We start from the raw sequence: 26,247 nt of genomic DNA, 5'->3' as shown, positions 1-26,247 counted from the left end.
GCTATTTCTCCCGCGGCCGGTCCTCGCGGAAGGCCACGAGGTCGCCGCCATCCGTGAGCACGTAGAGGGTGTCGTTGACCACCAGCGGCGCCGAGGTGATGCGATGGGAATCGGCGCGCACCCGCGCGCGGGGCTCGCCGCTGGCTGCATCGAAGAAGTGCAGGTAGCCCTCGAAGTCGCCGACCACCACCGAGCCGGCAAAGGGCGTGGGCGCGGTGAGGTCGCGAAACGCCAGGTCGCTGCGCCGCCACAGCTCGCGGCCGGAGGCGCGCTCCACGGCCAGCAGCTCGCCGGTGTCGGCCGAGGCATAGAGGTTGTTCAGGTCGGCGCCGATGCCGCTGTAGCTGGAGAATTCCACGCTCCAGAGGATCTGGCCTGACTCGCGCGCCAGGGCCGAGAGCCGGCCCTGGTAGCCCACGGAATAGACATCGCTGCCGATCACCACCACGGTAGCGTTGATGTCGGCGAGGCGCTCGACCTCGGTGCGCCCCGATGGCGGATCCACCAGCACGTCCCAGACCACCGAGCCTTCGCTGGCGTCGTAGGCGGCGACACGGCCGTTGTCGAAGCCGCAGATCACCAGGTTGTGGTCCACCACCGGTGCACCCGTGCCGCGCACCGAGAGCCGCGGCACGTTCTGCTGCGCGAACCACAGCTGCCGCCCATCGGCAAGATCGAGCGCGATCAGCTTGCCATCCACGGTCCGCACGTAGGCCGCCTTCGGCCCCACCGCCGGTGCAGCCAGCACTTCACTGGCGACGTTGACCCGCCATTCCTCATGGCCATCGCTGGCGGCGAGCGACACCACCCAGCCGTCGCTGGATCCCGTGACCACGTGATCACTGCCCACCGCCGGACCACCGGCCAGCGGCAGGTCGGTGCCGGTGCGCCACAGGCGCTTGCCACGCTGCGCATCGAAGGCCGCCACCCGGCCGTCGTTGTCGGCGGCGAAGATGCGGCTGCCATCGCTGGCCGGCCCCAGTGCCAGACGCAGGATGTCGTTGCCCCCGCCGACGCCGGCACTCCAGGCCTCGCGGACTTTCAGCGCCGGGGTGAAATCGACGAGTTCGGCTGGCCGGCGCGGGTCGTCGTCATCGCTGCCAAACCAGCTGCAGCCCTGCAGGAGCACCGCCAGGCCGACGAGCGCCGTGACGGCACGCGCGAAGGCGGCCGGCCGGCTGGTGGTGGACCAGGGCCGCGGTGCCGACGGGGCCAGCACGCTGGACATCGCCGGGGGCGCTATCGCGCGCCCGCCGCCGGGGCGGCGTCGCTGGCAACCGCGCCGGGCGGTGTGCTGCCGCCGACCTCCTCGAGCTTGGCACGCACGAAGGCCGGATCGATGACGCCCACGTCCTCCGGCTGCAATGCCTGCTGGTACTCGCTGGCAGCCTCGCTGGCCTTGCCCATGGCGTAGTAGGCGTCGCCGCGTACCTCGTGGTAGCGCGCACCCAGCGCGGAGTCGCGCGGCGGCACCAGCACCTTCAGTGCGTCGTCGTACTTCTCTTCCTGGATCAGCAGGCGCCCGAGGCGCAGGCGCGCCACGTCGCCGATCTCGGTGCTGGTGGCGCCCTCCGCCACCTGCCGCAGCCCGGCGATCGCCTCACCGGGCTTGCCCTGCTCGATCGCGGCGCGCGCCACCAGCAGGCGGCCCAGGTCGAGGTACGGAGTGCCCTTGTACTCGCTCGCCAGCTGCTGCAGCAGCTCTTCGGCCCGCGTGGTGCGACTGGCCCGCACGGCGGCCTGCAGATCCGTGTAGATCGCCGAGGCCTCCTCGGCCTGGTGCTGGCTGAAGCCGGAGTACTGTCGCCAGCCGAAGAGGCCCGCCAGCCCCAGGGCGAGGCCCGCCAGCAGGTACCAGCCGTTCTCGCCCAGCCAGGTTCGCACCTGGTCGGCACGTTGTTGGTCAGTCAAGTTGTCATCCATGGCATTCCATCCACACGATCAATCGGATTCAGCGCCCGGCCAGCAACGGCAGCAGCGCGGCCAGCGCCCCGTCCTGGCCCACGGTCTGCTGCGGATCACCGGTGCGGCGCAGGCCCTTGACGCCCACGGTGCCGGCGCTGGCTTCGTCCTCGCCCAATATCAGGGCCACGGCAGCCCCACTGGCGTCGGCGCGGCGCATCTGCGCCTTGAAGCCGCCGCCGCCACAATTCATTTCGATGCGCAGGCCGGGCCGGCCGTCGCGCAGATTCTCCGCCAGCCGCAGGCCGGCCGCCAGCGCGGCCTCACCCACCGCGACCACGAACACCTCCGGCGTGCCATCGGCCGCCGCGCCGCCGTCGAGGCGGAAGAGTTCCGCGAGCCGCTCCAGGCCGATGGCGCAGCCTATTGCCGGAGTCGGGCTGCCGCCGAGCTGCTCGACCAGGCCGTCGTAGCGCCCGCCGGCGCACACCGCGCCCTGGGTCCCGAGACGGTCGGTCACCCACTCGAACACCGTGCGGTTGTAGTAATCGAGGCCGCGCACCAGCCGCGGGTTCACCGTGAACGGGATGCCGGCGGCGGCGAGCAGCGACTGCAGGGCGGTGAAATGCGCGCTGGACTCGTCATCGAGGTAGCCGCTGATCACCGGCGCGCCGCCGATCAGCTCCTGCATCGCCGGATTCTTGCTGTCGAGGATCCGCATCGGGTTGCGGTCCAGGCGCCGGACACTGTCCTCGTCGAGCTGCCCGAGGTGGCTGCGGAAATAGGCGGCCAGTGCCTCGCGGTAGCGGGCGCGGCCCTCCGGCATGCCGATGGAGTTCAGCTGCAGCGCCAGGTGCCGGATGCCGAGCAGGCGCCAGGCGCGGGCGAGCATCATGATGAGCTCGGCATCGATGTCCGGCCCCGGGTAGCCCAGGGCCTCGATGTCGAACTGGTGGAACTGGCGGTAGCGGCCCTTCTGCGGCTTCTCGTAGCGGAACATCGGCCCGGTGCACCACAGCCGGTGGCGCTGGTTGTGGATCAGCCCGTTCTCGATGGCGGCCCGCACGATGCCGGCAGTCGCCTCGGGGCGCAGCGTCAGGCTGACGCCGTTGCGGTCGTCGAAGGTGTACATCTCCTTCTCGACGATGTCGGTCACCTCGCCGATGGAGCGCTGGAACAGCTCGGTGCGTTCCAGCAGCGGCACGCGGATCTCGCGATAGCCATACGTGCCCAGCACGCCACGCAGCGTGGCCTCGATATGCGCCCAGCCGGCGGTGTCCGCGGGCAGGATGTCACTCATGCCGCGGATGGCCTGGATCTGCGCCGTCACGGGCCGCCCCCTGGCGGTGCCGCAGCGGATGCATCCGCTGGCGCAGCCGGCCCCGCGGCGGCGGCAGGCGCCTCGGCTCCGGGTGCGGGCATCGGCTCCGGCGCTGACTCCGGCAGTGGCTCCTCGGGTGCCATGGCATCGTGCTCCAGCAGCGCGGGCGCGTCCTGCGTGGCCGCGGGCTCCTCGCCACCGCCGAACAGGGTGAAGGCCAGGACCGCCACGAGGACCCCACCGATCAGCCAGAACAGCCAGGGGCCAACCCGTACCGACTCGGGCTCGACGCGGGCACGCGCCAGCGGCGGCGGCGCGACGCTCTCGGGCACCGCGGCCCGGTAGGCTTCCAGCACCGCATCCGGCGCCAGGCCGACAAGCTGTGCATAGCGGCGCAGGTGCCCGCGCACGAATACCGGCGCGCCCATGGCTTCGAAGCGGTCTTCCTCCAGCGCCAGCACCATGGGTTCCTCCAGGTGCAGGGCCTCGGCCACCTGGGTGACCGACAGCGCGCGCGCCTTGCGTGCCGAGCGCAGCCGCTCGCCGAGCCCGAGCCCCGCCTGGGCCCGCGGCCCGTGCTGGAACTCCTCGCTATCCGCCATGGCGCTGGGCCTCCAGCAGCTTGCCGGTCTCGACCGAGGTGGGAAATTCGCCCTTGAGGCGCTCGCCGTAGCGTCCGGCGGTGGCAGTCTCACCCAGTGCCAGCTCGACCCGGTAGCCGAGCCACAGCGCATCGGGCGTTGCACGGCCCACCGCCAGGTAGCGCTCGAGGAAGGCCCGCGACTGCAGCGGATTGCCGCGGCTGAACGTGACATCCGCCAGCTGCAGCAGCGCATCGCCGTAATTGGGATCCGCGGCCAGCGCGTTGCGCAGGTAGCCCTCCGCCCGCTCCAGGTCGAAGCGCTTGGCACACAGGCCGGCATTGGTGAAGAGCATTGCCTTGTTGGAGGTCGACTTCGATTCCGGCACCGCCAGTGCCCGGTCGAAATAGCGCATGGCCTCCGCCGTTTCCTGCCGCTGCAGGCAGAGGAATGCCGCGGTGGCATTCAGCGCATCGGGATCGCCGGGGGCCAGCGCGAGGCCCCTGCGGTAGTTCTTCTCGGCCGCCGGCATGTCGCCCAGCCGCTCGTAGACCAGGCCGAGGGCGCTGTAGGCCGTGGCGAGTTCGCTGTCCTGCGATACCGCCTTCTCGAGCTTGCCCTGCGCGGTCTTGAGGTCGCCCTGGCGCAGGTAGCTGATGCCGAGCTCCATGTTGTACTGGGCTGCCTCCTTCTCGGAGACCGGGGCCGGGGGCAGCGTGCTGCTGGTGACGCAGGCACCGAGGCCAAGTGCCAGGACAACGGCGGCCGCGCACGGCGCGGCATTCCTCACTGTGGCCACGTGGCCTCCTGCAGGCGGCCGCTGCGGCTGCCGAGCGGCACCAGCACGCGGTTGTCGACCTGGCCGGCCAGCTGGCCGCAGGCCGCGGCGATGTCATCGCCCCGCGTGCGGCGCGTGACGGTGACGATGCCGGCCGCGGAGAGGATGTTGCGGAACTCCAGCACCACTTCCGGTGCCGAGCGCCGGTAGCGCGTCTCCGGGAACGGATTGAAGGGAATCAGGTTCACCTTGGCGGGCCGGTGGCGCAGCAGCGCCGCCAGCTGCCGGGCCTGCGCCGGTGAATCATTGATGCCATCGAGCATCACGTACTCGAAGGTGATCTCGTGGGTGTTGGTGGCATCCACGTAGTCCCAGCAGGCATCGAGCAGCTCGGCGATCGGGTGGTGGCGGTTGATCGGCACCAGCTCGCTGCGCAGCGCATCGTCAGGCGCGTGCAGCGAGACGGCGAGCGCCACGCGCGCCTCCTGGGCCAGGCGGCGGATCTGCGGCACCAGGCCCGAGGTGCTCACCGTCACCCGGCGGCGCGAGAGCTTGCAGGCCAGGTCGTCCACCAGCACGTTGCAGGCCTGGACCACGGCGCGGAAATTGGCCAGCGGCTCGCCCATGCCCATGAACACGACGTTGGTGATGGGCGAGCGGCCGGCGGGATCACCGAGTTCGCGCCGCGCCAGCAGCACCTGGGCCATGATCTGCGCGGCATCGAGGTTGCGGTTGAACCCCTGGTGGCCGGTGGCACAGAACGAGCAGTTCATCGCGCATCCGACCTGCGAGGACACGCACAGCGTGCCGCGCCCCGGCTCGGGGATGAACACCGTCTCGATTGCCTGGCCACCGCCGGCATCGAGGCGCCACTTCACGGTACCGTCGACGGATTCCTGTGCGTCGGTGATCGCCGGCAGCACCAGCGGTGCCCGCGCCGCCAGGTCCTGGCGCAGCACGCTGCTGATGTCGGTCATGCGCATGGGATCGAGCACGCCGCGGCCATAGATCCACTTCATGACCTGGCGCGCCCGGAAGGGCTTCTCGCCAATGGCCACGAACAGCTGCTCGAGCTCGCGGCGCGGCAGCCCCAGCAGATTGACGGCCGGCTCGGTCATCGGGCCCTCAGCGCGTGCGCGGACAAATCTCGCTCTGCGCGAAGAAGAAGCCGATCTCGGTGCGCGCGGTGTCCGGGCCGTCCGAACCATGCACCACGTTCTCCTCGATGCTCGCGGCGAGATCCGCGCGGATGGTCCCCTTCGCGGCCTTCTTCGGATCGGTGGCACCCATGATCTCGCGGTTGCGCTCGATGGCGTTCTCGCCCTCCAGCACCTGCACGACCACCGGGCCGGAGACCATGTAGCGCACCAGATCCTTGTAGAACGGCCGCTCGCGGTGCACGGCGTAGAACGCCTCGGCCTGGGCCTGGCTCAGCTGGATCATGCGCGCCGCGACGATGCGCAGGCCAGCCTGTTCGAAACGCCGGTAGACCTCGCCGATGAGGTTCTTCTGCACGCCATCGGGCTTCACGATCGAGAGAGTTCTCTCAATGCTCATTGGATCTCCATGAAATAAAAAGAAAATTTCCGCCGGCAATCGCCTACTTGGCCGTGGCGGGCTGCGTAGTATCCCAATCCGCCAAGCAGTTCCGCAAGGCATCCTGAAGAATGAGGAGTCTGCCGAGCCTTTCTGCGGGCAGGTCGAGTTCGGCCGCCAGGGCACCCGGGTCGAATGCGGCCAGGGCCGCGGCCGGTGCCCCGGCCAGCCGGTCCACGGCCAGGCTGCAGGCGGCGATGACCCAGGGGCAGCCCAGCGCGCGGAAGGTGATCTCCTCGATCCGCCCGGCGACGATGCGGGCCTCGATCAGGATGCGGGCCCCCTCGGCGGCGGAGCCGGCCCTGCCGCACGCCACGGGGCCAGGCCCCTGCGGTGGTCCGAGCCGGCGCGGGTTGTCGAAATGCTCCTGGACCAGCGGGGAATGGCGCATGGCGGGACCGCGATGCTCAGGCGGCCGGGGCCACGCGCCGCAGGTGTCGGACGGCAGCGATGAACTGCTGCGCGGCGCCTGCCACGTCGTCGGCGGTGGTCGTCCTGCCGAGGCTGAAGCGCACGGCAGCCTGCGCCAGTTCGGGGGAGCGCCCGAGGAGGCGCAGCACCGCGGATGGCTCGTCGCTGTCCGCGGCGCAGGCCGCGCCGCTGGAGACGGCCAGGTCGCGCATGGCGAAGAGCAGGCTCTCGCCGTCCACGCCCGCGACGCTGACATTGACGATGTGGCAGGCGCGACGCTGCGGATGGCCATTGAGGTACACGCCCGGCAGGGCGCCGATGGCCTGCCACAGCTGGTCACGCAAGGTGGTGAGCCGCGCGCTGTCGCCGGCCCGCTGCGCGGCCGCCAGGCCGGCAGCCAGCCCCATGCCGGCCACCTGGTGCGTGGCGAGGGTCCCCGGCCGCAGGCCCCGCTCCTGCCCGCCGCCGAACAGCATCGGCTCCACCCGCCGCGCCGTCTCGCGGCTGATGAACAGCGCACCGACGCCCTTGGGGCCGTGCATCTTGTGTGCGGAGAGCGACAGGAGGTCCACGGCCTGCGAGCGGACGTCGATCGGCTCGCGCCCGGCGGCCTGGCTGGCATCCACGTGGAAGAGCACGCCGCGCGACCGGCACAGCGCGCCGACGGCCGCCACATCCTGCACCACGCCGGTCTCGTTGTTGACCTGCATGAGCGAGACCAGCGTGGTGTCCGCGCGCAGCGCGGCGGCGACGGCCTGCGGCGCGACGATGCCCCCGGCGTCCGTCGCCAGGCGCGTGACCACGAAGCCCTGGTTCTCGAGTTCACGGCAGGCCGCGAGCACCGACGCATGCTCGCTCGCCGCCGTGACAATATGCCGCCCGCGTGCCGCACGCAGGCGTGCCGCCCCGATCACGGCCAGGTTGTTCGCCTCGGTGGCACCGGATGTCCAGATGACTTCGGCGGGCCGGGCGCCGATCAGCGCCGCCACCTGTGCCCGCGCCTGCTCGACGCAGGCCCGGGCGGCATCGCCCGCGGCATGCGTCGACGAGGGATTGGCCTGCAGGGCGGGATCGGCCAGCACCGCGGCCATCCCGGCCGCCACGGCCGGATCCACCGGTGTGGAGGCCGCGTGATCGAGGTAGATCATCGCGGCATGCCGTCGCCTGGCGGCGGCACGCCGCGCCAGTGGCGTTCCCCGGAGCCCGGCGCCAGCGTGGCGAGAATGCCGCGCAGGATGTTGAGTTCGTTCTGGTCGAGCCGCGTGCGGTTGAACAGCCGGCGCAGCCGCCGCATGAGGTTGCGGGGGTTGCCCGGGTCGAGGAAACCGCTGGCAGTCAGCACGCGCTGCAGGTGCTCGTAGAACAGCTCCATGTCCTCGACCGTTGCCGGCGGCGATTCCGCCGGTGGCGGCTCCGCGCGCGCGCCCTGCGCGGCCCGCAGCTCCCAGGCCAGCAACTGTACGGCGGCGGCCAGGTTGAGCGAGCTGTAGTGCGGATTGGCGGGGATGTAGACGATGGCCTGGCAGAGGTCGAGTTCCGCATTCGACAGCCCGGAGCGCTCGGGCCCGAAGACCAGCGCCGCGGGCCGTGAGCGGCTGGCATCGAGGAGCTGGCTCGCGCACTCCCGGGGATCGAGCTCCGCGATGCCGAGCCGGCGGTGGCGGGCGCTGGCGCCGATCACCAGCCCGCAGCCCTGCAGGGCCCCGGCGAGGTTGCTGGCCACGGTGGCCGATTCGAGCACGTCCACGGCACCCGAGGCGCGGGCACGGGCCTCGGGATCCGGATGGCCTGCAGGCGGGTTCACCAGCACCAGCTGGTCGAACGCCATGGTCTTCAGCGCCCGGGCTGCCGCACCGATGTTGCCCGGGTGGCTGGGCTCGAAGAGGACGAAGCGTATGGAATCGGAGGCCATGGCATTCGGCTCGCGCCGCCGGGGGCAGGCATTCTACCGGTTCGGCACCCCGCGCCACAGCGCGCGACGTGCGTCGCGGCGGCCGACCGCCGTAGAATGGCGCCCCCTGCGCAGCCGGACCCCCGCGAGCCGCCATGCAAGCATTGCTGAATACCGCCGTGAAGGCCGCCCGCAAGGGGGGTGATACCGCGTTGCGCTACCTCAATCGCATCGGCGACATCGAGGTGCGCAGCAAGGCCCGCAACGAATTCGTCACCCAGGTGGACCATGCCGCCGAGGCGGCCATCATCTCCAGCATTCGCGAGCGTTATCCGCACCACGGCATCCTCGCCGAGGAGAGCGGCCACCACGCCGGCGACGAGTGCACCTGGATCATCGACCCGCTCGACGGCACCACCAACTACATCCACGGCTTCCCCGTGTTCTCCGTTTCCATCGCCGTGAAGGTGCGCGGACAGCTCGAGGCGGGCGTGGTCTACGACCCCTGCCGGCAGGAGCTGTTCACCGCCACCCGTGGCGGTGGGGCGCAGCTCGATGGCCGCCGCATCCGCGTCAGCGCCTGGCAGGGACTGGAAGGCGCGCTGATCGGCACCGGCTTCCCCTATCGCAGCAACAACGAATGGCTGCCCAGATACATGCCCATGCTGCAGGCGGTGATGGAGAACACCGCCGGCGTGCGCCGCCCGGGTTCCGCCGCACTGGATCTCAGCTACGTGGCGGCCGGCCGCCTCGACGGCTTCTGGGAATTCGGCCTGAGCATCTGGGACATCGCCGCCGGCGCCCTGATGATCCGCGAAGCCGGCGGCATGATCGCCAGCCTGACACCCGGCCAGGACGTGCTGGAAACGGGAAACGTCATCGCCGGCTCACCCAGGGTCTGCGAAGCCCTGCATCGTCTGCTGGCGCCGCACCTGTAGGCGCGGCGGCCGCGCACCGGCCGGCACTCAGGGCAGCGCGTCGACCTCGCCCTTGTCCTTCTTCACCGGCAAGAAATCCGCCGGTGTCACCTTCAGGTACATGGCCGTGCTGCCGGCGCAGTAGATCGAAGAATAGGTACAGATCACCACGCCGATGGCCAGCGCGATGGAGAAGCTGCGCAGCGCCTCGCCGCCGAACACCAGCAGCGCCAGGATCACCAGCGAGGTGGTGAAGTGCGTCATCAGCGTGCGGCTGAGGGTGTCGTTGATCGAGCGGTTCATGATCTCGGGCACCGAACCCACGCCGCGGGCACGACGAAAGTTCTCGCGCATGCGGTCGAAGATGACCACGGTGTCGTTGAGCGAGTAGCCGGTGATGGCCAGCACGGCCGCGATCACCGAGAGGTCGAAGGGGATGCCGAACTCCGAGAACACGCCCAGGGTGATGATGGGGTCGTGGATGACGCCGACGATGGCACCCACCGCGAATTTCCACTGGAAGCGGAACATGATGTAGACGCCGATCAGCAGCAGGCACACCACCATCGCGAGGATACCGCTCTGGGTCAGGTCCTTGCCGACCTGCGGGCCGACGAACTCGATCCGGCGCAGCACCACGCCGGGATTGGCCTTCTGCAGCGCACCGATGATTTCCTGGCCGAGCTTGCCGCTGTCCGCGGTCTCGCGTGGTGGCAGGCGGATGAGCACCTCGCGGGCCGAACCGATGTTCTGCACCTGGGCCTCGCCGAAGCCGGAAGCCTCGAGCTGCTGGCGCACATCGGCAAGGTCCGCCGCTTCACTGAAGCCGATCTCCACCAGCACGCCACCGGTGAAGTCGATGCCGAGGTTGAGGCCGCGCACCAGGAACGAACCGATGCTCACCGTGAACATCACCAGCGACAGGATGGTGGTGATGGTCGACTTCCCCATGAAGTCGATGTTGGTCTTCTTCCTGAAGAACTCCATGGACCGCTCCTAGACCGGCAGGCGCTCGAGGCGCCGCCCGCCGAAAATCGCGTTGATGATCGAGCGGCTGAGCATCACTGCCGTGAACATGGTGGTGAGGATGCCAAGGCAGAGCACGACGGCAAAGCCCTTGATCGGGCCGGTACCGAAGGCAAACAGCACCAGGCCGGCGATCAGCGTGGTGATGTTGGCGTCGACGATGGTGCCGAATGCCTTCTCGAAGCCGGCGTGGATGCTCGCCTGCGGCGAGTTGCCGTTGCGCAGCTCCTCGCGCACCCGCTCGTAGATCAGCACGTTGGCATCCACCGCCATGCCCATGGTCAGCACGATGCCGGCGATGCCGGGCAGAGACAGCGCCGTCGGCAGCAATGACAGCAGCGCGAGCAGCAGCACCAGGTTGCTGATCAGGCCGATGTCGGCAACCAGGCCGAAGCCCTTGTAGTAGATCGCCATGAAACTGACCACCAGCAACAACCCGACCACGGTGGCCATGATGCCCTTGTCGATGTTGTCCTGGCCGAGGCTCGGGCCGATGGTGCGCTCCTCCACCTTGTAGATGGGTGCCGCCAGCGAACCGGCGCGCAGCAGCAGCGCCAGGTCCCGGGCCTCGACCACGTCGAGGCCGGTGATCTGGAACTGCGAGGAGAACACGCCGCGGATAGTAGCGACGCTGATGACTTCCCTGGTCTCCCGCGGCACCTCGGTGACCTGGCCATCGCGCTCGACGCGCTCGCGCTTCTGCTCGACGAAGACCACGGCCATGGGCTTGTTGAGGTTGGCCTTGGTGGTCTCGAGCATCTCGCGGCCACCCTTGGCATCCAGCCGCACGGAAACCGCCGGCATGCCCTGGTCGAATGTCTGGGCGGCATCGATCAGCTGGTCACCGGTGATGATGGTGCGCCGGCGCAGCAGCACCGGTGCCCCGCCACGGTCCTTGTAGAGCTCGCAGCCCACCGGTGCCCGGCCCTTCTGCTGCGCGTCGAGCGGATTCTCGCCCTCGCACACCAGGCGGAACTCCAGGGTGGCCGTGGCGCCGAGCACGCGCTCGGCCTGTGCGGGGTCCTGCACGCCGGGCAGCTGCACCAGGATGCGGTCGACGCCCTGCCGCTGCACCACCGGCTCCGAAACGCCCAGCTCGTTGACGCGGTTGCGCAGCGTCACGGTGTTCTGCTCGATGGCGAAGTTCTGCCGCTCGCGCACCTGCTGCTCGGTCATGCGCGCCACCAGCACCACGCCCTCCGCGGCCGACTCGCGGCGCAGCTCGATGTTCGGGTCGGACTCCTTGATGAGCTTCATCGCCTGGTCGGCATCGGCGGCATCCGCGAGCTCGATGCGCACCTCCTTGCCGTCGAGGCGCACGTTGCGGCGGATGCGGTTGTCGCGCAGGATGCGGCTGAAGTCGGAGGCGTAGCGGTCGAGCCGCTGGTTGAGCGCCGCCTCCATGTCCACCTGGAACAGGAAGTGCACGCCACCGCGCAGGTCCAGGCCCAGCCTCACGGGCTTGAGGCCCAGCGCCGCCAGCCAGCGCGGCGTGCGCGGCTCGAGCGCCAGGGCGACGATGTAACCCTTGCCGAGCACCTCGCGCAGCTTGTCACCGGCGCGCAGCTGGCCGTCCACCGTGGGAAAGGTGGCCACCACCCGTCCCTTCTCGAAATACAGCCGCGACTGCCCGACCCCGGCGGACTGCACCGTGCGCTGTATCTCCTCGGCCGATCCCTCGTCGATCTTGCCGCCCTTCTCCAGGGTGATCTGCAGCGCGGGGTCCTCGCCGAAGATGTTGGGCAGCGCCACGAGGACGCCGGCAGCCATGATGACGGCGATCAGGATGTTCTTCCACGGCGGATAGTGGTTCAGCATGTGGGCCAGCCGGATCAGGTGCTCTTGATGGTGCCCTTGGGCATCACGGCGCCGATGGTGTGGCGCTGGACCTTGATGCGCACGCCGCTGGAGATCTCCACCTCGAGGAACTGCTCGCCGATCTCGGTCACCTTGCCGAGCACGCCGCCGGCGGTGACGATCTCGTCACCCACCGCGAGCTTGGCCACCATCTCCTTGTGTTCCTTCTGCCGCTTGCTCTGTGGCCTGATGAGGAAGAAATAGAAGACCACGAAGACCAGCACGAGCGGCAGCATGGAAAACAGCGGGTCCGCCGGCGCGGCCGCACCCTGAGCCCATGCGTCCTGGATCAGCAAGCTCATTTGAAAGTCCCCTGGGGGTTCGCGAAAAAGGCCCGCTATTATTGCACAGATGATCCGGCGGACGAGGCTTCCTGCCGCGCGAGGAAGCCCCGGGCGAAGGCGGCCAGGCTGCCGGCTTCGATGGCCTGGCGCAGGCGCCGCATCAGGCCGAGGTAGAAGTGCAGGTTGTGGATGGTGTTGAGCCGGCTGCCGAGGATCTCGCCGCAGGCGTCCAGGTGGCGCAGGTAGGCCCGGCTGTAGTGGCGGCAGGTGTAGCAGCCGCAACCCTCCTCGATGGGCCGCGGGTCGTCGCGGTAGCAGGCATTGCGGATGCGCAGCGCGCCGTCCTCCGTGAACAGGTGCCCGTTGCGCGCATTGCGCGTGGGCATGACGCAGTCGAACATGTCCACGCCCAGGCACACGGCCTTGACGATGTCGGAGGGAGTGCCCACGCCCATCAGGTAGCGGGGTCGTCCGGCGGGCATCGCCGGCAGCAGTGCCTCCAGTACCGCCAGCCGCTCGGCCTCCGGCTCGCCCACCGAGAGCCCGCCGATGGCCAGGCCGTCGAAACCCATCGGCAGCAGCCCGTCCAGCGAGGCGGCGCGCAGCCGCGGGTACATGCCGCCCTGGACGATGCCGAACACGGCATGCCCGGCGGCGTGCCCGCCATGGGCTTCGAAGGCGCCGCGGCTGGCGCGGGCCCAGCGCAGCGAGCGCTCCATGGACTCGCGCGCCACCGCCTCGGTGGCCGGCCACGGCGTGCAGTCATCGAAGATCATGTGGATGTCGCTGCCGAGTGCGGCCTGCACCGCCATGGACTTTTCCGGGGTGAGGAACACGCGGTCACCGTTCACCGGCGAGCTGAACTCCACACCGTCCTCGCGGATGCGGGTCTTGCCGCCGAGGCTGAACACCTGGAAGCCGCCCGAATCGGTGAGGATCGGCCGCTCCCAGTGCATGAAGCGATGCAGGCCGCCGAGGCTGGCGACCAGCTCGCTGCCCGGGCGCAGCATCAGGTGGAAGGTGTTGGCGAGCACGATCTCCGCGCCCGCGTCGAGGAGTTCCTCTGCGGTCATGGCCTTCACCGTGCCGTAGGTGCCCACGGGCATGAAGACCGGTGTCTCGACCACACCGCGCGCGAGGTGCAGGCGGCCGCGGCGGGCTGCGCCGTCGGTTGCCGTGACCGTGAAGCCGGATGTCGTGCTCACGCGCCTTCTCCGGGCAGCTGCCGCCGTTCCAGGAACATGGCGTCACCATAGCTGAAGAAACGGTAGCGCTCCTGCACGGCATGACGATAGGCGGCGAGTACCGCCGGGGTGCCACCAAAGGCGCACACCAGCATCAGCAGCGAAGACTGTGGCAGGTGGAAGTTGGTCACCAGCGCGTCGACCGCGTGAAAGCGGTAACCGGGCCTGATGAAGAGCTCGGTCTCGCCGGCATAGGGCGCCAGCGTGCCCTCGCGGGCCGCGGTTTCCAGTGCCCGCACCACGGTGGTGCCCACGGCGACGATGCGCCCACCCGTGGCGCGCGCGGCGGCGATGGCCGACACCGTGGCTGCCGTCACCTCGACGCGCTCCGCATGCAATCTCCCGGCCGACAGCTGTTCCGGCCGCAGCGGCGCGAAGGTGCCGGCGCCAACGTGCAGGGTGACGCTCGCCACGCCCACTCCCAGCGCCGCCAGGCGCGCGAGCAGCGCGGCATCGAAATGCAGGCCCGCCGTGGGCGCGGCCACGGCGCCCGGATGGCGCGCGAACAGGGTCTGGTAGCTCTGGCGGTCGGCGTCCGTATCGGTGCGGCGGATGTAGGGCGGCAAGGGCACGTGGCCGGAGCGCTCCAGCACCGCCATCACCGGTGCAGCGAACTCCAGCACGAAGAACGGGCCGCGGCGCTCGCACATGCGGGCCGCATCGCTGCCGAAGTCGAGCCAGGTGCCCGGCCGCGGCGCATGGCTCGAGCGCAGCTGCACCAGCGCCAGACGCTCGCCGAGCACGCGCTCGACCAGCATCTCGACGCGCCCGCCGCTGCGCTTGGCGCCCAGCACCCGCGCGGGAATCACGCGGGTATCGTTCACCACCAGCAGGTCACCCGGCCGCAGCAGCCTGGCCAGGTCCGGGAACACGAGGTCCGCGGTCGTGCCGTCGCCATGCAGACACAGCAGCCGGCTGGCACCGCGCTCGGCCAGTGGCTGCTGTGCCACCAGCCCGGGCGGCAATGCGTAGCTGAAGTCCTCGGGTTTCACGGCGGCGCATTGTACCCGCGGCGCGTGGACGCCCCGGGGACCCCTGTGTATCCTTGGCGCCCCGCGCCGGGATGGCGGAATTGGTAGACGCGGCGGACTCAAAATCCGTTGGTGGCGACACCGTGTGGGTTCAAGTCCCTCTCCCGGCACCAGCGCGCAGCGGCGCGCAGGGTCCGCAGCCAGCGTGATGATCCCGGCGGCCTCCGATGAACTTCTGCAGCCAGTGTGGACAGCCCGTGAGCCTGAAGGTGCCTGCGGGCGACAACCGGCCGCGGCATGTCTGCGGCAGCTGCGGGCATGTCCACTACGTGAACCCGCTCATCGTCGTCGGCTGTGTGCCGGAGTACCAGGGCGCGATCCTGCTTTGCCGTCGTGCCATCGAGCCGCGGCGCGGCTTCTGGACCGTGCCCGCGGGATTCATGGAGATCGGCGAGACACTGGCCGAGGGTGCGATCCGCGAGACCTGGGAAGAAGCCGAGGCGCAGGTCGAGCTGGGCGCGCTGTTCGCCATCGTCGACGTGGTGCACGCACGCCAGGTCCACGTGTTCTTCCGCGGCCGGCTGCGCGAGCCTGCCTTTGCCGCGGGGGAGGAATCCCTGGAGGTGCGGCTGTTCGCGCCTGCCGCCATCCCCTGGGACGAGATCGCCTTTCCAAGCGTCCGCATCGCGCTGGAACGCTGCCTGGCGGACACCGGCAGCGGCAATGGGACGCTGCACCTCGCCAGTGTCCCACGCATCCGCCTAGGCTGAACGGCTGCGCAATGCCAGTACCACGCGGCGAATGGTCGCAGCAAGGCATCCCCGTATGAAATACAATTGATTTTCCGGGGCAAACCCCTAAATTAGCCCCCATCTTTCGGCCCGCTGACCCGGGCAAGCGCTCCAGGAGAAGAGCATGGCGTTCGTCGTCACGGAAAACTGCATCAAGTGCAAGTACATGGACTGCGTGGAAGTGTGCCCGGTGGACTGCTTCCACGAGGGCCCCAACATGCTGGTCATCGACCCCGAGGAGTGCATCGACTGCACGCTCTGCGAGCCGGAGTGCCCGGTGGAAGCCATCATGTCGGAGGACGAAGTCCCCGCCAAGCACGAGCACTACAAGAAGCTGAATGGCGAGCTGGCCAAGGCCTGGCCGGTGATCACCGAAGCGGGCACGCCCCCGGGTGATGCCGACGAATGGGCCAAGGTCTTCGAGAAATTCCACCTGCTGGAGCGCTAGCCGTCACGGTGCCGCGCCCCGCAGACTTCCCGGCCGGCGGGATCAGCCGGCCGTCTTGCCGTTGAGGTAGTCCGCCAGTTCCGCAGGCGGTACGTAGCCCGGCAGCAGCTCGCCCGTGTCGGTGATGATTGCCGGCGTGCCGGTCACGCCAAACGTCAGCCCCAGGTCGTAGTGCTGCCGGATCGGCGTCGGGCTGCAGGGCCTGGCGGTGAGTGCCTCGCCGCGCTTGGAGCGGGTCAAGGCATCGGCGCGATCGGCCGAGCACCAGACCTTCTCGGCCTTGGCCCAGCTGTCGGTGTTGGGCCCGCTGCGCGGGAAGAACAGGTAGCGCACGCGGATGCCCTGGGCCAGGTAGTCGTTGATCTGCCGGTGCAGCTTGCGGCAATAACCGCAGTCGACGTCGGTGAAGACGCTGATCGTGTGCTTCACCTGCTTCGGCGTGAAGATGATCATGCGGCTTTCGCCGATGTCGTCGATGGCCGCCAGCCGCGCGCTGGCGCGCCGCTCCTCGGAAATGTTGGTATCCGACTTCACGTCGATGATGTCCCCGCGCACCAGGTAGCGGCCGTCGGCGGAGACATAGGCAATCTGCGGGCCGACGCGCAGCTCGAACAGCCCCGGAACCGGCGTCGGCGAGATCTGTTCCGCGCGCACTTCGGGAAACGTCTGCTGCAGCTGCCGGGCGATGGCCTCCGGCACGTCCGCGGCGAGCGCCGGGGCACTCAGCCCGAGCAGGACGGGAAACAGCAAGCGACGCATAGGGCGATCCTCGTGGGGGAGACGAACGCGGTGTTCGACCGCGGTGCTCCGGCGGCGTTCAGTACCGCCTGGCGGGAGGCCATGGTAGCACAGGGTGCGCTGCCGCCCGGGCGGCGGCAGGCCCGTCCGCATCAGCCGCGCGGGTGATGCTGGGCGTGCATTTCCTTCATGCGCTCGCGGGCCACGTGAGTATAGATCTGCGTGGTCGACAGGTCGCTGTGGCCCAGCAGCATCTGCACCACGCGCAGGTCGGCACCGTTGTTGAGCAGGTGCGTGGCGAAAGCATGGCGCAGCGTATGCGGCGACAGCTTGCCGAGGATGTCGGCCTTCTTCGCATAGCGCTTGATGATGTGCCAGAAGGCCTGTCGGGTCATGCGGTCGCCGCGGCGCGTCGGGAACAGGTACTCGGTCTGTCGCTCCAGCAGGATCTCCACCCGCGGGCCGGTGACGAACTCCCGCAGCCAGCGCTGCGACTCCTCGCCGAGCGGAATGAGCCGCTCGCGATCACCCTTGCCGCGCACCCGGAGCACGCCCTGGTTGAGGTTGATCTGCGCCTGGCGCAGGTTGATCAGCTCCGACACGCGCAGGCCCGTGGCGTACAGCACCTCGAGCATGGTGCGGTCGCGATGGCCGATGGGATCGTTGACATCGGGCGCGGCGAGCAGTGACTCCACCTCGGACTCGGTCAGCGACTGCGGCAGCGCCCGGCCGATCTTCGGCATGTCGATCTTCAGCGTGGGATCCTCGGCGATGACTCCCTCGCGCAGGGCGAACCGGTAGAAGCGGCGAAAACTGGAGAGCTGGCGCGCCGTGGAGCGTGGCTTCGCCCCCTCCTTCGCCCGCCAGGCGATGAAGGCCAGCAGGTCGGCGCGGGTCGCATAGATCAGGCTCTTGTCCCGCTGGGCCAGCCAGCGCTGCAGCGCCAGCAGGTCGGCCCGGTAGGCGCCGAGCGTGTTGGCGGAAAGGCCACGCTCCATCCAGATGGCGTCGAGGAACTTGTCGATGATCGCCTCGGTGGAGTTGGGCGGCGGACTGTTGCCCGCCACGGCGTTGACGGAAGTCGGGGACATTACGTAACTTCGCTCCGCTCAGCAATTCCATGGCCGCCGCAGGCCCGCCATCCATGGCGGACCCGGGGCAGGTTCAGTGGCCCGGACCGCGTGCCGATAACCGGTGCGCGACACGGTCCGCCGGCGACTGGCCCCACCGCACAATGACCGGGTGGGCAGCTGCCCCGTGGTGACGGAAGTTATGGTTCAGTATGCGCGGCAAGGTTTTGCCTGTGCGTGATCACACTCACAAATCCCTCAACGGGTTACATAAATTCGCCCTTTGACAGAATGCAAACGCCGCCCCGCACCGCCACCCGCACCGCCGAGATTGCCTACGGCCTGGCCTGCTGGCTGGCCTTCGGCATGGTGGCGCTGGGCCTGCTGGTCGCGACGGCGCTGCTGCCCGGCGTCGGCCCGCGCCGCGTTGCCACGCAGCGCAGCGCACGGCTGTTCCTGGCGCTGATCGCCTCCAGTCCGCGGGTGACCGGCCTCGACCAGCTGCCGGCCACACCCTGCGTGGTGGTGGCCAACCACGCGAGCTACCTCGACGGCGTCATTCTGGCGGCGGTCCTGCCGCCGCGGTTCGCCTTCGTGATCAAGCGGGAGATGACCCGGGTTCCCTTCGCCCACTTCTTCCTGCGGCGTATTGGCTCCCAGTTCGTGGAGCGCTTCGACACGCGCCGCGGCGCCGCCGATGCACGCCGCATCCTCGCCCTGGCCGAGACGCGGCAAAGCCTGGTGTTCTTTCCCGAGGGCACGTTCCGCGCGGAGCCGGGCCTGCGCCGGTTCCAGGGCGGGGCCTTCGCCGCCGCTGCCCGTGGCCGCGTGCCGGTGGTGCCGGTCATCATCCGCGGCAGCCGCGCGATGCTTGCAGCCGACATGCTCCTGCCCCGCCGCGCGCCGCTCGAGGTCCTCGTCAAGCCGCCGTTGCACCACGACGCCGCGGGCGATGCGGTGGCCACCCTGCGCAGCGCCAGCCGGACCAGCATCCTCGCGGACCTGCCCGAACCGGACCTCGTCGGCCAGGAATCGTGAAGGCAGGCACGGCGCGGCGGGCCGCCTTGGCGGAACCCATGAGGCACCGCATAATCGCGCCCTTCGGGCGTGGCCCAGCCGGACAGGAACAAAACCGTGAGTGCTGAACCCGTCGTCATCGTTGCCGCGAGGCGCACGCCCATCGGCGCCTTCCAGGGCAGCCTCGCCCCGGTCACCACGCCCCAGCTCGCCGCCACGGCGATCCGTGCCTGCCTCGAGGATACCGGCCTGCCGGGAAGCGAGCTGCACCATGCGCTGATGGGCTGCGTGCTGCAGGCCGGTGTCGGCCAGGCGCCGGCCCGCCAGGCTGTGCTTGCCGCCGGCCTGCCCAATCGCCTGCCCACCATGACGATCAACAAGGTCTGCGGATCGGGTCTCGCCAGCGTGATCATCGGCCACGACATGATCCGCACCGGCAGCGCCGGGGTGGTCCTCGCCGGGGGCATGGAGTCCATGAGCAATGCGCCCTACCTGCTGCCGAAGGCACGGGCCGGCTACCGCATGGGACACCAGCAGGTGCTCGACCACATGTTCACCGACGGCCTGCAGAACCCGTACGACGGCAACATGATGGGGCACTTCGCGGAGCAGACCGCGCGCCGGTATGGCTTCACGCGCGAGGCGCAGGATGCGTTCGCGGCCGAGTCCGTGCGCCGCGCGCTGGCCGCCTGCAGCGGCGGCGATTTCCGCACCGAGATCACCCCGGTGGCGGTGAAGAGCCGCGCGGGAGAGACGCTCGTGGATCGCGACGAGGAGCCGTTCCGCGCCGACGTCGCGCGGATCCCGACGCTGAAACCGGCCTTCGCGAAGGACGGCACGGTGACCGCCGCCAGTTCCTCGGCCATCTCCGATGGCGCCGCCGCGGTCATCCTCATGGGTGCGGCCGAGGCCGCGCGCCGTGGGCTCCGGCCGCTGGCGCGCATCGCCGGCTTCGCCGCCCATGCGCACGAGCCCGAGTGGTTCACCACCGCCCCCAGCAATGCCATCCGCACGCTGCTGGAGCGTACCGGCTGGCGTGCCGGCGACGTGGACCTCTACGAGATCAACGAGGCCTTCGCCTGCGTCACCATGGGCAGCATCCACGAACTGGAGCTGGATCCGGCGCGGGTCAACGTCCACGGCGGGGCCTGCGCCCTCGGCCACCCGATCGGCGCCACCGGCACGCGCGTGCTGGTCACCCTGGTGCATGCCCTGCGCCAGCGGGGCGGTGGCCGGGGCATTTCCGCCCTGTGCATCGGCGGCGGGGAAGCGCTGGCGCTGGCGGTCGAGACCGGCTGAACCGGCCGGTACCGCCGGGCGCTACATGCCGGTGTAGTTGGGGCCGCCGCCGCCCTCGGGAACCGTCCAGTCGATGTTCTGCGCCGGGTCCTTGATGTCGCAGGTCTTGCAGTGCACGCAGTTCTGCGCGTTGATCTGCAGCCGCTCGCCGCCCGCCTCCGCGACGATCTCGTACACGCCAGCCGGGCAGTAGCGCTGCGCCGGCTCCGCGTACAGCGGCAGGTTGTACTTCACCGGGATGGCCGGATCGGCCAGCCGAAGGTGACAGGGCTGGTCTTCCTCGTGGTGGGTGCTGGACAGATAGACCGAGGACAGCCGGTCGAAGCTCACCACACCATCGGGCCTGGGGTAGTCGATGCGCGGGCAATCCGCGGCGCGCTTCAGGGCCGCGTGGTCGGGCAGGCGGTTGTGCCAGGTGAAGGGCAGGCGGCCGCCGGCCAGGTTCTGGTCGAACCAGGTAAAGGCGGCGCCGAGGAAAGTCCCGAGCTTGTATTGCGCGGGACCGAAGTTGCGCACCCGGTGCAGCTCCTCATGGACCCATGAGTCGCGGACCCGCTCCTCGTAGTCCTCCAGCACCTCCGGCGTGCCGGACGCCAGCGCCGCGAAAATCGCTTCCGCGGCGAGCATGCCGGTCTTCATCGCGGTATGGGTGCCCTTGATCTTCGCGCCATTGAGGAAGCCGGCCTCGCAGCCGGCGAGCACGCCCCCGGGGAATGCCAGCCGTGGCAGCGACTGCAGGCCGCCCTTGTTCACGGCCCGCGCACCATAGGCCACGCGCTTGCCGCCTTCCAGGAAGCGACGGATGCGCGGATGCTGCTTCCAGCGCTGGAACTCCATGAACGGATCGAGCCAGGGGTTGGCATAGTCGAGCGCGACGATGAACCCCAGGTAAATCTGATGGTCGGGCGCATGGTAGAGGAAGCCGCCGCCCTCGGTGTCGTTGGCGAGTGGCCAGCCGAGGGTGTGGACCACCAGGCCCTCCTGGTGCAGTGCCGGATCGATGGTCCAGACTTCCTTGAGGCCGATGCCATAGTGCTGCGGATCGCAGTCGCGGCGCAGCTCGAAGCGCCGCATCAGTTCCTTGCCGAGGCTGCCGCGGCAACCTTCGGCGAACACCGTGTAGCGCGCACGCAGCTCGTAGCCGGGCTGGAAGGAATCGCGCGGCTGGCCCTGGCGGTCGCGGCCCATGTCGCCGGTGACGACGCCGGCGACGCGCTCGCCCTCGTAGAGCACCCCGGCAGCGGCGAAGCCGGGGAACAGGTTCACGCCCAGCGCCTCGGCCTGACGGCCCAGCCAGCGACAGAGATTGCCGACGCTGATGATGCAGTTGCCCTCATTGCGTGAAGGGTAAGGAACGAAGGCATGCGGCACGCGCCAGCCGCCCGTGTCACCGGTGAGGAAGTGGAACTCATCGGCACGCACCGGCGTGTGCGCCGGCGCCTCGCGCTCACGCCAGTCGGGGAACAGCTCATCGAGGGCGCGTGGCTCGAGCACCGCGCCGGAGAGGATATGGGCGCCGATCTCCGCGCCCTTCTCCACCACCGCGACATTCAATTCCGTGCCTGCCGCCTGTGCCAGCTGCATGAGGCGACAGGCCGCGGCGAGGCCGCAGGGACCGGCGCCCACGATCAGCACGTCGAATTCCATGGACTCGCGTTCGGACATGCGACCACGCCTCGCCTGGTTTCCCCGGCCGGATGCCGCCGGGGCGCTCATTCTACTGTGGCGGCCCGCTCCACGGCACGATGGCCGGCTGCTACACGTTTGCCGGCCCCGCGCCTTGCCATTACCCTAGCCGGCCGATCCCCCGTGCGCAGGCCATGAAACCGTCCCAACGCTATGCAGCCGCCCTGGCCGGCAAGTCATTCACCGCGGACCCGGCCCAGCAACGGGCGGTCGCGGTGCTGGACCGCGTGGCAGGCGATCTCGCACGGCGGGCGCAGCGCTCGCTGCCGGACCGGCTGCTGCGCCGCCTGCGCGGCAAGGCGGATGCGCCGGTCCGTGGCGCCTACCTCTGGGGCGATGTCGGTCGCGGCAAGACTTTCATCATGGACCTCTTCTGCGACAGCCTGCCGCAGGACCAGCGCCTGCGCTACCACTTCCACCGGCTGATGTATCGCGTGCACGGGCGCCTGAAGGCGCTGCACGACCAGCCCGCGCCGCTGGAGACCGTCGCCGCCGAATTCGCCAGCCAGGCCCGCGTCATCTGCTTCGACGAGTTCTTCGTCACCGACATCGCCGATGCCATGATCCTCGGCAACCTGCTCGATGCGCTGTTCCGCCGCGGCGTCACCCTGGTGGCCACCTCCAACATCCCGCCTGATGACCTCTACCGCGAAGGCCTTCAACGCCAGCGGTTCCTGCCGGCCATCGCCCTCATCAAGCAGTTCACGGAAGTGGTGCAGGTGGATGGTGGTGTCGACTACCGGCTGCGGGTGCTGGAGCGCGCCGGCATCTACCACACGCCACTGGATGCCGCGGCCGAGGCCAGCCTCGGGCAGTGGTTCCAGGCGCTGGCCCCGGACACCGGCAGCAGCGACCAGGTCATGGAGATCAACGGCCGCGACCTCGCCCTGCGCCGGCGCGCGGCCGGCGTCGCCTGGTTCGACTTCGCCGTGCTGTGCGATGGCCCGCGCAGCCAGGATGACTACATCGAGATCGCGCGTGCCTTCCAGGCGGTGATCGTCTCAGGCGTGCCGGTGCTGGGCGTGGCCGGGGAGGACACGGCACGGCGCTTCATCGCGCTGGTGGATGAGTTCTACGACCGACGGGTCAAGCTGATCCTCTCGGCCGCCGCGGCCGTGGACGGCCTCTACCGGGGCACGCGGCTGGCCCGCGAGTTCCGCCGCACGCGCAGCCGGCTGCTGGAAATGCAGTCGAAGGCCTACCTGGCAGCACCCCATGTGCCCTGACCCGGACCCGGTACCGGCGGGACGCCCGGCCGCGATACACTAGCCCGCCATCCATCCCGTCGACCCACCCTTCCACCCACAAGGATCCCGCGCATGCCCGGCAAACTGGTCCTGTGCCGCCACGGCCAGAGCATCTGGAACCTCGAGAACCTGTTCACCGGCTGGGTGGATGTGGACCTCACCGCGCAAGGGCGCGCCGAGGCCACCGAGGCGGGCCGCCAGCTGAAGGCGCTCGGGCTGCAGTTCGACTTCGCCTATACCTCGGTGCTCAAGCGCGCCATCCGCACGCTGTGGATCGTCCTCGACGAAATGGACCTGATGTGGATCCCGGTGGAGCGCGACTGGCGGCTCAACGAGCGCCACTACGGCGCCCTGCAGGGCCTCAACAAGGCACAGACGGCGGCCGAGCACGGCGAGGACAAGGTCAAGGTCTGGCGGCGCAGCTACGACATCCCGCCGCCGCCGCTGGGTGCCGACGACCCGCGCCACCCGCGCTTCGACCGCCGCTACCGCGGCATCGACACCCTGCCCGCCACCGAGTCGCTGAAGGACACGCTGGCCCGGGTGCTGCCCTGCTGGCAGGCGAGCATCGCACCGCGGCTGCGCAGCGGGCAGACCGTGCTGGTGACGGCCCACGGCAACAGCCTGCGCGCGCTGGTGAAGATGCTCGACGACATCTCCGACCAGGACATCACCGGACTGAACATTCCCACCGGCGTGCCGCTGCTCTACGAGCTCGACGATGCCCTGCGCCCGCTGGATCGCCGCTACATCGGCGATCCCGAGGAGGTGGCAAGGGCCGCGGCCGCGGTGGCAGCCCAGGGCAAGGCCCAGTGATCTACGCACTCGACGGCCGGGCGCCGCAGGTTGCCGGCGATGTCTACATCGCGCCGGGCGCCAGCGTCATCGGCGACGTGCACATCGCCGCCGGGGCCAGCATCTGGTTCGGCGCCATCCTGCGCGGCGACGTCGACCGCCTCACCATCGGCCGGGGCACCAACATCCAGGACAACTCGGTGCTGCACGCCGATCCCGGCACGCCGCTGGTCGTCGGTGCCGGTGTCACGGTTGGCCACGCCGTGACGCTGCACGGCTGCCACGTGGGCGACGAGTCGCTGATCGGCATCGGCGCCATCGTCATGAATCGCGTGCGCATCGGCGCGCATTGCATCGTCGGCGCCGGCGCCCTGGTTACCGAAGGCAAGGAGTATCCCGACGGCGTGCTGATCGTCGGCTCGCCCGCCCGGGTGATCCGCGAGCTCACCGCCGCGGAGATCGCCGGCCTCGCCGAATCGGCCCGGCGCTACAGCGAGCGCGCGCAACTCTATCGTCGCGCCCTGCGCCCGGCCTGAGCCGCGCGGCTCAGGTGCGCGGCCGGCGCAGGCGGATCAGGCCCTCCTGCGCCAGGGATGCCACCAGCACGCCGTCCTCGCTGAAGACGCGCCCCAGCGCCATGCCGCGCCCGCCCGAGGCATTGGGGCTCTCCAGGTCGAACAGCAGCCACTGATCCATCCGCGCCGGCCGGTGGAACCACATCGCGTGGTCCAGACTCGCCATCTGCAGGCCGCTGAACGAGGCATGCAGGCCATGCGGCAGCGTCGCGGTGCTGATGAGGTCGTAGTCCGACACATAGGCGAGCAGCACGTCGTGGAGAAGCGGGGCATCGGGGAGGCTGTCGGTCGCCTTCATCCACACGCGCTTCACCGGCGGGAACGGCTGCGAGACCAGGAAATGCTCCGGGTAGACCGGCTTGACGCGGAATGCCCGCCGCGAGGCGAGCACGCGGCGGATGCGCGGCGTGGGCACGACACCGAGCCCCTCCGCCAGCTCGCGGATGTCGCTCAGCTGGTCCGGGTGCGGGACGTCGGGCATCTGCGCCTGGTGCTCCAGGCCCGCCTCCGCTGCCTGGAAGGACGCTGCCAGGTTGAAGATCTGCTCGCCGTGCTGGACGGCGACCACGCGCCGGCTGGTGAAGCTGCCGCCATCGCGCGCGCGGTCCACCTCGTAGTCGATCGGCGTGGCCGCATCCCCTGGCCTGAGGAAATAGGCGTGCAGCGAGTGGACGCGGCGCCCGCTGACGGTGCAGCTGGCCGCGGCGAGCGCCTGGGCCAGCACCTGGCCGCCGAACACCTGTGGCAGACCGGTGTCGCGGCTCTGGCCGCGGAACCGGTTCTCGCCGCGCTGTTCGAGCTCGAGCAGACTGATGAGGTCCTGGAGCGCCTGGTCCATGGGGCACGCGGGGTGGCGATGGTGACGGGCATTGTATACGCCGCACCGCGGTGGCTGTGCTAAGGTCGCTGCCGGCACCCGGGTTTGCGCGGAGCATGCAGCCATGGGCAGCACATCCCTCGATGACATGGTCGGCCACCTGCTCGGCCTGCTGGTCACCGCCGGCGACTACGCCCTGGCCATCCAGCCTGTGTCCGCCGGGCGCGCCGATGCCGGCGCCTCGGTGCAGAGCTTCATCGAGGTGGCGACCCTGGCGCGCTTCCCGCAGCTGCGCTTCTTCGGCGCGGAGCATGCGCGGTCGCTCAACCAGAAGTACTTCCCGGCCGATGCGGCGATCGCCGTCCATCTCGACCCGGTGAACGGCGCCTTCCTGTACCGCCAGCAGCGATCCGGCTGGGACATCCTCCTCGGCATCGCCGACCATGGCCGCCTCGTCGCCGCCATCAGCTACATGCCGGCACGGGGCCGCTTCTACCTGGCGCTGCGCGAGCGCGGCGCCCTCACTGGCGAGCGCCGCCATCCGCGGCTCGACGACATGGTGCCGCTGCACACCCGGCCCGGCGCGCGGCACTGCCTCACCTGCCAGACACCTGAGATCAATGAGCGCCTGCGCGGCGAGTTCGCCTGCTTCGACCTGCTGCGCGACGACGACCCGGCCCGCGGCCTGGACAATCTCAACGAGATCTACGGCGGCCGCCTGGCCGCCTTCGCCTGCCGGGACGGCGATTGCCTCGACTGGGGCGCTGCGGCCTTCATCGCCGTGCAGGCCGGCGGCCGCGCCACCCGCCTCGACGGCAGCCCGGTCAGCCTCTTCGATGATTTCGATCCCCAGGCACCCGCGGACCTGCTGGTCGCGGCCGATGCCATGACCCATGCCGCCATCATGGGGCGCCTGCAGGGTTGAGCAGGCCGGGAGCAGAATGATCCGGGCCCCGCATGGCGGGGCCCGTCTTCGTATCATCCG

The 26,247-nt window shown here is 69.9% G+C and carries 28 protein-coding genes and 1 tRNA gene; 10 read left to right on the top strand and 19 right to left on the bottom strand.

From position 1 onward, the window contains the following. Position 1: 1 nt before the first annotated feature. Genes bamB through HRU81_02725 form a run of 10 tightly spaced genes read right to left on the bottom strand, consistent with a single transcriptional unit; the run spans position 2 to position 8,501 of the window. Positions 2 to 1,228: an outer membrane protein assembly factor BamB gene (gene bamB, locus HRU81_02770; GenBank protein QOJ31118.1), complete on the bottom strand. Its 1,227-nt coding sequence runs from the start codon at positions 1,226 to 1,228 to the stop codon at positions 2 to 4. An 11-nt stretch (positions 1,229 to 1,239) separates the two neighbouring features. Further along, positions 1,240 to 1,911, bottom strand: a complete 672-nt coding sequence (locus HRU81_02765; GenBank protein ID QOJ31117.1) for a tetratricopeptide repeat protein — start codon at positions 1,909 to 1,911, stop codon at positions 1,240 to 1,242. Positions 1,912 to 1,951: 40 nt separating this feature from the next. Next, on the bottom strand, positions 1,952 to 3,232 hold the full coding sequence (gene hisS / locus HRU81_02760; protein ID QOJ31116.1) for a histidine--tRNA ligase: 1,281 nt from the start codon (positions 3,230 to 3,232) through the stop codon (positions 1,952 to 1,954). Continuing rightward, entirely contained in the window at positions 3,229 to 3,825 is a 597-nt protein-coding gene (locus tag HRU81_02755; GenBank protein ID QOJ31115.1) for a helix-turn-helix domain-containing protein, read from the bottom strand. Before HRU81_02755 ends, hisS begins: the two co-directional genes overlap by 4 nt. Next, the gene (pilW, locus tag HRU81_02750; protein QOJ31114.1) at positions 3,815 to 4,603 is read right to left on the bottom strand and encodes a type IV pilus biogenesis/stability protein PilW; all 789 of its coding nucleotides are present in this window, start codon (positions 4,601 to 4,603) and stop codon (positions 3,815 to 3,817) included. The genes HRU81_02755 and pilW overlap by 11 nt, the downstream gene beginning before the upstream one ends. Continuing rightward, entirely contained in the window at positions 4,591 to 5,700 is a 1,110-nt protein-coding gene (rlmN, locus tag HRU81_02745; protein QOJ31113.1) for a 23S rRNA (adenine(2503)-C(2))-methyltransferase RlmN, read from the bottom strand. The genes pilW and rlmN overlap by 13 nt, the downstream gene beginning before the upstream one ends. Before the next feature lie 7 nt (positions 5,701 to 5,707). Further along, positions 5,708 to 6,139: a nucleoside-diphosphate kinase gene (gene ndk, locus HRU81_02740; protein ID QOJ31112.1), complete on the bottom strand. Its 432-nt coding sequence runs from the start codon at positions 6,137 to 6,139 to the stop codon at positions 5,708 to 5,710. Positions 6,140 to 6,182: 43 nt separating this feature from the next. After that, entirely contained in the window at positions 6,183 to 6,569 is a 387-nt protein-coding gene (locus tag HRU81_02735; protein QOJ31111.1) for an iron-sulfur cluster assembly scaffold protein, read from the bottom strand. A gap of 16 nt (positions 6,570 to 6,585) precedes the next feature. Beyond that, positions 6,586 to 7,737 carry a cysteine desulfurase gene (locus HRU81_02730; protein ID QOJ31110.1) on the bottom strand — a complete coding sequence of 384 codons (1,152 nt, stop codon included), beginning with the start codon at positions 7,735 to 7,737 and terminating at the stop codon, positions 6,586 to 6,588. Then, positions 7,734 to 8,501, bottom strand: coding sequence for an RNA methyltransferase (locus HRU81_02725; GenBank protein QOJ31109.1), 768 nt, complete (start codon positions 8,499 to 8,501; stop codon positions 7,734 to 7,736). The genes HRU81_02730 and HRU81_02725 overlap by 4 nt, the downstream gene beginning before the upstream one ends. 134 nt (positions 8,502 to 8,635) lie before the next feature. On the opposite strand from HRU81_02725, the gene HRU81_02720 reads away from it, so the two are divergent. Then, on the top strand, positions 8,636 to 9,418 hold the full coding sequence (locus tag HRU81_02720; protein ID QOJ31108.1) for an inositol monophosphatase: 783 nt from the start codon (positions 8,636 to 8,638) through the stop codon (positions 9,416 to 9,418). Between the two features lie 27 nt (positions 9,419 to 9,445). Here the strand turns inward: HRU81_02720 and secF are convergent, their stop codons facing one another. The 5 genes from secF to queA are packed head-to-tail and all read right to left on the bottom strand — an operon-like array spanning position 9,446 to position 14,800. Further along, positions 9,446 to 10,384 carry a protein translocase subunit SecF gene (gene secF, locus HRU81_02715; GenBank protein QOJ31107.1) on the bottom strand — a complete coding sequence of 313 codons (939 nt, stop codon included), beginning with the start codon at positions 10,382 to 10,384 and terminating at the stop codon, positions 9,446 to 9,448. A gap of 9 nt (positions 10,385 to 10,393) precedes the next feature. Continuing rightward, complete coding sequence (secD, locus tag HRU81_02710) at positions 10,394 to 12,238, bottom strand: protein translocase subunit SecD (protein ID QOJ33253.1); 1,845 nt, start codon at positions 12,236 to 12,238, stop codon at positions 10,394 to 10,396. Between the two features lie 17 nt (positions 12,239 to 12,255). Beyond that, positions 12,256 to 12,582 (bottom strand): preprotein translocase subunit YajC, encoded by a 327-nt coding sequence (gene yajC, locus HRU81_02705; GenBank protein QOJ31106.1) that lies wholly within the window; start codon positions 12,580 to 12,582, stop codon positions 12,256 to 12,258. A gap of 38 nt (positions 12,583 to 12,620) precedes the next feature. After that, positions 12,621 to 13,769: a tRNA guanosine(34) transglycosylase Tgt gene (gene tgt, locus HRU81_02700; protein QOJ31105.1), complete on the bottom strand. Its 1,149-nt coding sequence runs from the start codon at positions 13,767 to 13,769 to the stop codon at positions 12,621 to 12,623. Further along, positions 13,766 to 14,800, bottom strand: a complete 1,035-nt coding sequence (gene queA / locus HRU81_02695; protein QOJ31104.1) for a tRNA preQ1(34) S-adenosylmethionine ribosyltransferase-isomerase QueA — start codon at positions 14,798 to 14,800, stop codon at positions 13,766 to 13,768. The genes tgt and queA overlap by 4 nt, the downstream gene beginning before the upstream one ends. Positions 14,801 to 14,865: 65 nt before the next feature. Here queA and HRU81_02690 point away from each other — a divergent pair. The 3 genes from HRU81_02690 (at position 14,866) to HRU81_02680 (ending at position 16,018) form a co-directional block, all read left to right on the top strand. Further along, positions 14,866 to 14,952, top strand: a tRNA-Leu gene (locus HRU81_02690). Between the two features lie 54 nt (positions 14,953 to 15,006). Next, complete coding sequence (locus HRU81_02685) at positions 15,007 to 15,549, top strand: NUDIX hydrolase (GenBank protein QOJ31103.1); 543 nt, start codon at positions 15,007 to 15,009, stop codon at positions 15,547 to 15,549. Between the two features lie 145 nt (positions 15,550 to 15,694). Continuing rightward, the gene (locus HRU81_02680; GenBank protein QOJ31102.1) at positions 15,695 to 16,018 is read left to right on the top strand and encodes a ferredoxin family protein; all 324 of its coding nucleotides are present in this window, start codon (positions 15,695 to 15,697) and stop codon (positions 16,016 to 16,018) included. A 42-nt stretch (positions 16,019 to 16,060) separates the two neighbouring features. Here HRU81_02680 and HRU81_02675 read toward each other — a convergent pair whose 3' ends face one another. Both HRU81_02675 and xerD read right to left on the bottom strand, forming a co-directional pair. Further along, entirely contained in the window at positions 16,061 to 16,777 is a 717-nt protein-coding gene (locus HRU81_02675; protein QOJ31101.1) for a thioredoxin fold domain-containing protein, read from the bottom strand. Positions 16,778 to 16,908: 131 nt separating this feature from the next. Then, entirely contained in the window at positions 16,909 to 17,847 is a 939-nt protein-coding gene (xerD, locus tag HRU81_02670; protein QOJ31100.1) for a site-specific tyrosine recombinase XerD, read from the bottom strand. 270 nt (positions 17,848 to 18,117) lie between these two features. Between xerD and HRU81_02665 the strand changes: the two genes are divergently transcribed. Together HRU81_02665 and HRU81_02660 are read left to right on the top strand one after the other, a co-directional pair. Further along, complete coding sequence (locus HRU81_02665) at positions 18,118 to 18,864, top strand: 1-acyl-sn-glycerol-3-phosphate acyltransferase (protein ID QOJ31099.1); 747 nt, start codon at positions 18,118 to 18,120, stop codon at positions 18,862 to 18,864. Positions 18,865 to 18,960: 96 nt separating this feature from the next. After that, entirely contained in the window at positions 18,961 to 20,142 is a 1,182-nt protein-coding gene (locus HRU81_02660) for an acetyl-CoA C-acyltransferase (GenBank protein QOJ31098.1), read from the top strand. A 21-nt stretch (positions 20,143 to 20,163) separates the two neighbouring features. Here the strand turns inward: HRU81_02660 and HRU81_02655 are convergent, their stop codons facing one another. Continuing rightward, entirely contained in the window at positions 20,164 to 21,789 is a 1,626-nt protein-coding gene (locus tag HRU81_02655) for an electron transfer flavoprotein-ubiquinone oxidoreductase (GenBank protein QOJ33252.1), read from the bottom strand. Between the two features lie 173 nt (positions 21,790 to 21,962). Between HRU81_02655 and HRU81_02650 the strand changes: the two genes are divergently transcribed. The 3 genes from HRU81_02650 (at position 21,963) to HRU81_02640 (ending at position 24,406) form a co-directional block, all read left to right on the top strand. Next, a complete protein-coding gene (locus HRU81_02650) occupies positions 21,963 to 23,054 on the top strand; it encodes a cell division protein ZapE (protein QOJ31097.1) in 1,092 nt (363 codons plus the stop codon). 93 nt (positions 23,055 to 23,147) lie between these two features. Beyond that, positions 23,148 to 23,891 carry a 2,3-diphosphoglycerate-dependent phosphoglycerate mutase gene (gpmA, locus tag HRU81_02645; GenBank protein ID QOJ31096.1) on the top strand — a complete coding sequence of 248 codons (744 nt, stop codon included), beginning with the start codon at positions 23,148 to 23,150 and terminating at the stop codon, positions 23,889 to 23,891. Continuing rightward, on the top strand, positions 23,888 to 24,406 hold the full coding sequence (locus HRU81_02640) for a gamma carbonic anhydrase family protein (protein ID QOJ31095.1): 519 nt from the start codon (positions 23,888 to 23,890) through the stop codon (positions 24,404 to 24,406). Before gpmA ends, HRU81_02640 begins: the two co-directional genes overlap by 4 nt. Positions 24,407 to 24,416: 10 nt before the next feature. On the opposite strand, the gene HRU81_02635 is transcribed toward HRU81_02640, so the two are convergent. Further along, entirely contained in the window at positions 24,417 to 25,283 is an 867-nt protein-coding gene (locus HRU81_02635; protein ID QOJ31094.1) for an acyl-CoA thioesterase II, read from the bottom strand. A 103-nt stretch (positions 25,284 to 25,386) separates the two neighbouring features. On the opposite strand from HRU81_02635, the gene HRU81_02630 reads away from it, so the two are divergent. Next, a complete protein-coding gene (locus tag HRU81_02630) occupies positions 25,387 to 26,187 on the top strand; it encodes a hypothetical protein (protein ID QOJ31093.1) in 801 nt (266 codons plus the stop codon). The last annotated feature ends 60 nt before the right edge of the window (positions 26,188 to 26,247 follow it).

It is taken from the genome of Gammaproteobacteria bacterium, from assembly GCA_015709695.1.
GTDB lineage: Bacteria > Pseudomonadota > Gammaproteobacteria > Steroidobacterales.
Note: the sequence above shows the minus strand (reverse complement) of the source record. Positions and strands in the feature narration are given on the sequence as shown.

Excerpts from the sequence above, each read along its gene's own strand:
- bamB (QOJ31118.1), bottom strand. The coding sequence starts at position 1,228 with ATGTCCAGCGTGCTGGCCCCGTCGGCACCGCGGCCCTGGTCCACCACC.
- HRU81_02755 (QOJ31115.1), bottom strand. The coding sequence starts at position 3,825 with ATGGCGGATAGCGAGGAGTTCCAGCACGGGCCGCGGGCCCAGGCGGGG.
- rlmN (QOJ31113.1), bottom strand. The coding sequence starts at position 5,700 with ATGACCGAGCCGGCCGTCAATCTGCTGGGGCTGCCGCGCCGCGAGCTC.
- ndk (QOJ31112.1), bottom strand. The coding sequence starts at position 6,139 with ATGAGCATTGAGAGAACTCTCTCGATCGTGAAGCCCGATGGCGTGCAG.
- HRU81_02735 (QOJ31111.1), bottom strand. The coding sequence starts at position 6,569 with ATGCGCCATTCCCCGCTGGTCCAGGAGCATTTCGACAACCCGCGCCGG.
- HRU81_02730 (QOJ31110.1), bottom strand. The coding sequence starts at position 7,737 with ATGATCTACCTCGATCACGCGGCCTCCACACCGGTGGATCCGGCCGTG.
- HRU81_02725 (QOJ31109.1), bottom strand. The coding sequence starts at position 8,501 with ATGGCCTCCGATTCCATACGCTTCGTCCTCTTCGAGCCCAGCCACCCG.
- HRU81_02720 (QOJ31108.1), top strand. The coding sequence starts at position 8,636 with ATGCAAGCATTGCTGAATACCGCCGTGAAGGCCGCCCGCAAGGGGGGT.
- secF (QOJ31107.1), bottom strand. The coding sequence starts at position 10,384 with ATGGAGTTCTTCAGGAAGAAGACCAACATCGACTTCATGGGGAAGTCG.
- yajC (QOJ31106.1), bottom strand. The coding sequence starts at position 12,582 with ATGAGCTTGCTGATCCAGGACGCATGGGCTCAGGGTGCGGCCGCGCCG.
- HRU81_02685 (QOJ31103.1), top strand. The coding sequence starts at position 15,007 with ATGAACTTCTGCAGCCAGTGTGGACAGCCCGTGAGCCTGAAGGTGCCT.
- HRU81_02680 (QOJ31102.1), top strand. The coding sequence starts at position 15,695 with ATGGCGTTCGTCGTCACGGAAAACTGCATCAAGTGCAAGTACATGGAC.
- HRU81_02675 (QOJ31101.1), bottom strand. The coding sequence starts at position 16,777 with ATGCGTCGCTTGCTGTTTCCCGTCCTGCTCGGGCTGAGTGCCCCGGCG.
- xerD (QOJ31100.1), bottom strand. The coding sequence starts at position 17,847 with ATGTCCCCGACTTCCGTCAACGCCGTGGCGGGCAACAGTCCGCCGCCC.
- HRU81_02665 (QOJ31099.1), top strand. The coding sequence starts at position 18,118 with ATGCAAACGCCGCCCCGCACCGCCACCCGCACCGCCGAGATTGCCTAC.
- HRU81_02655 (QOJ33252.1), bottom strand. The coding sequence starts at position 21,789 with ATGGAATTCGACGTGCTGATCGTGGGCGCCGGTCCCTGCGGCCTCGCC.
- HRU81_02650 (QOJ31097.1), top strand. The coding sequence starts at position 21,963 with ATGAAACCGTCCCAACGCTATGCAGCCGCCCTGGCCGGCAAGTCATTC.
- gpmA (QOJ31096.1), top strand. The coding sequence starts at position 23,148 with ATGCCCGGCAAACTGGTCCTGTGCCGCCACGGCCAGAGCATCTGGAAC.
- HRU81_02635 (QOJ31094.1), bottom strand. The coding sequence starts at position 25,283 with ATGGACCAGGCGCTCCAGGACCTCATCAGTCTGCTCGAGCTCGAACAG.
- HRU81_02630 (QOJ31093.1), top strand. The coding sequence starts at position 25,387 with ATGGGCAGCACATCCCTCGATGACATGGTCGGCCACCTGCTCGGCCTG.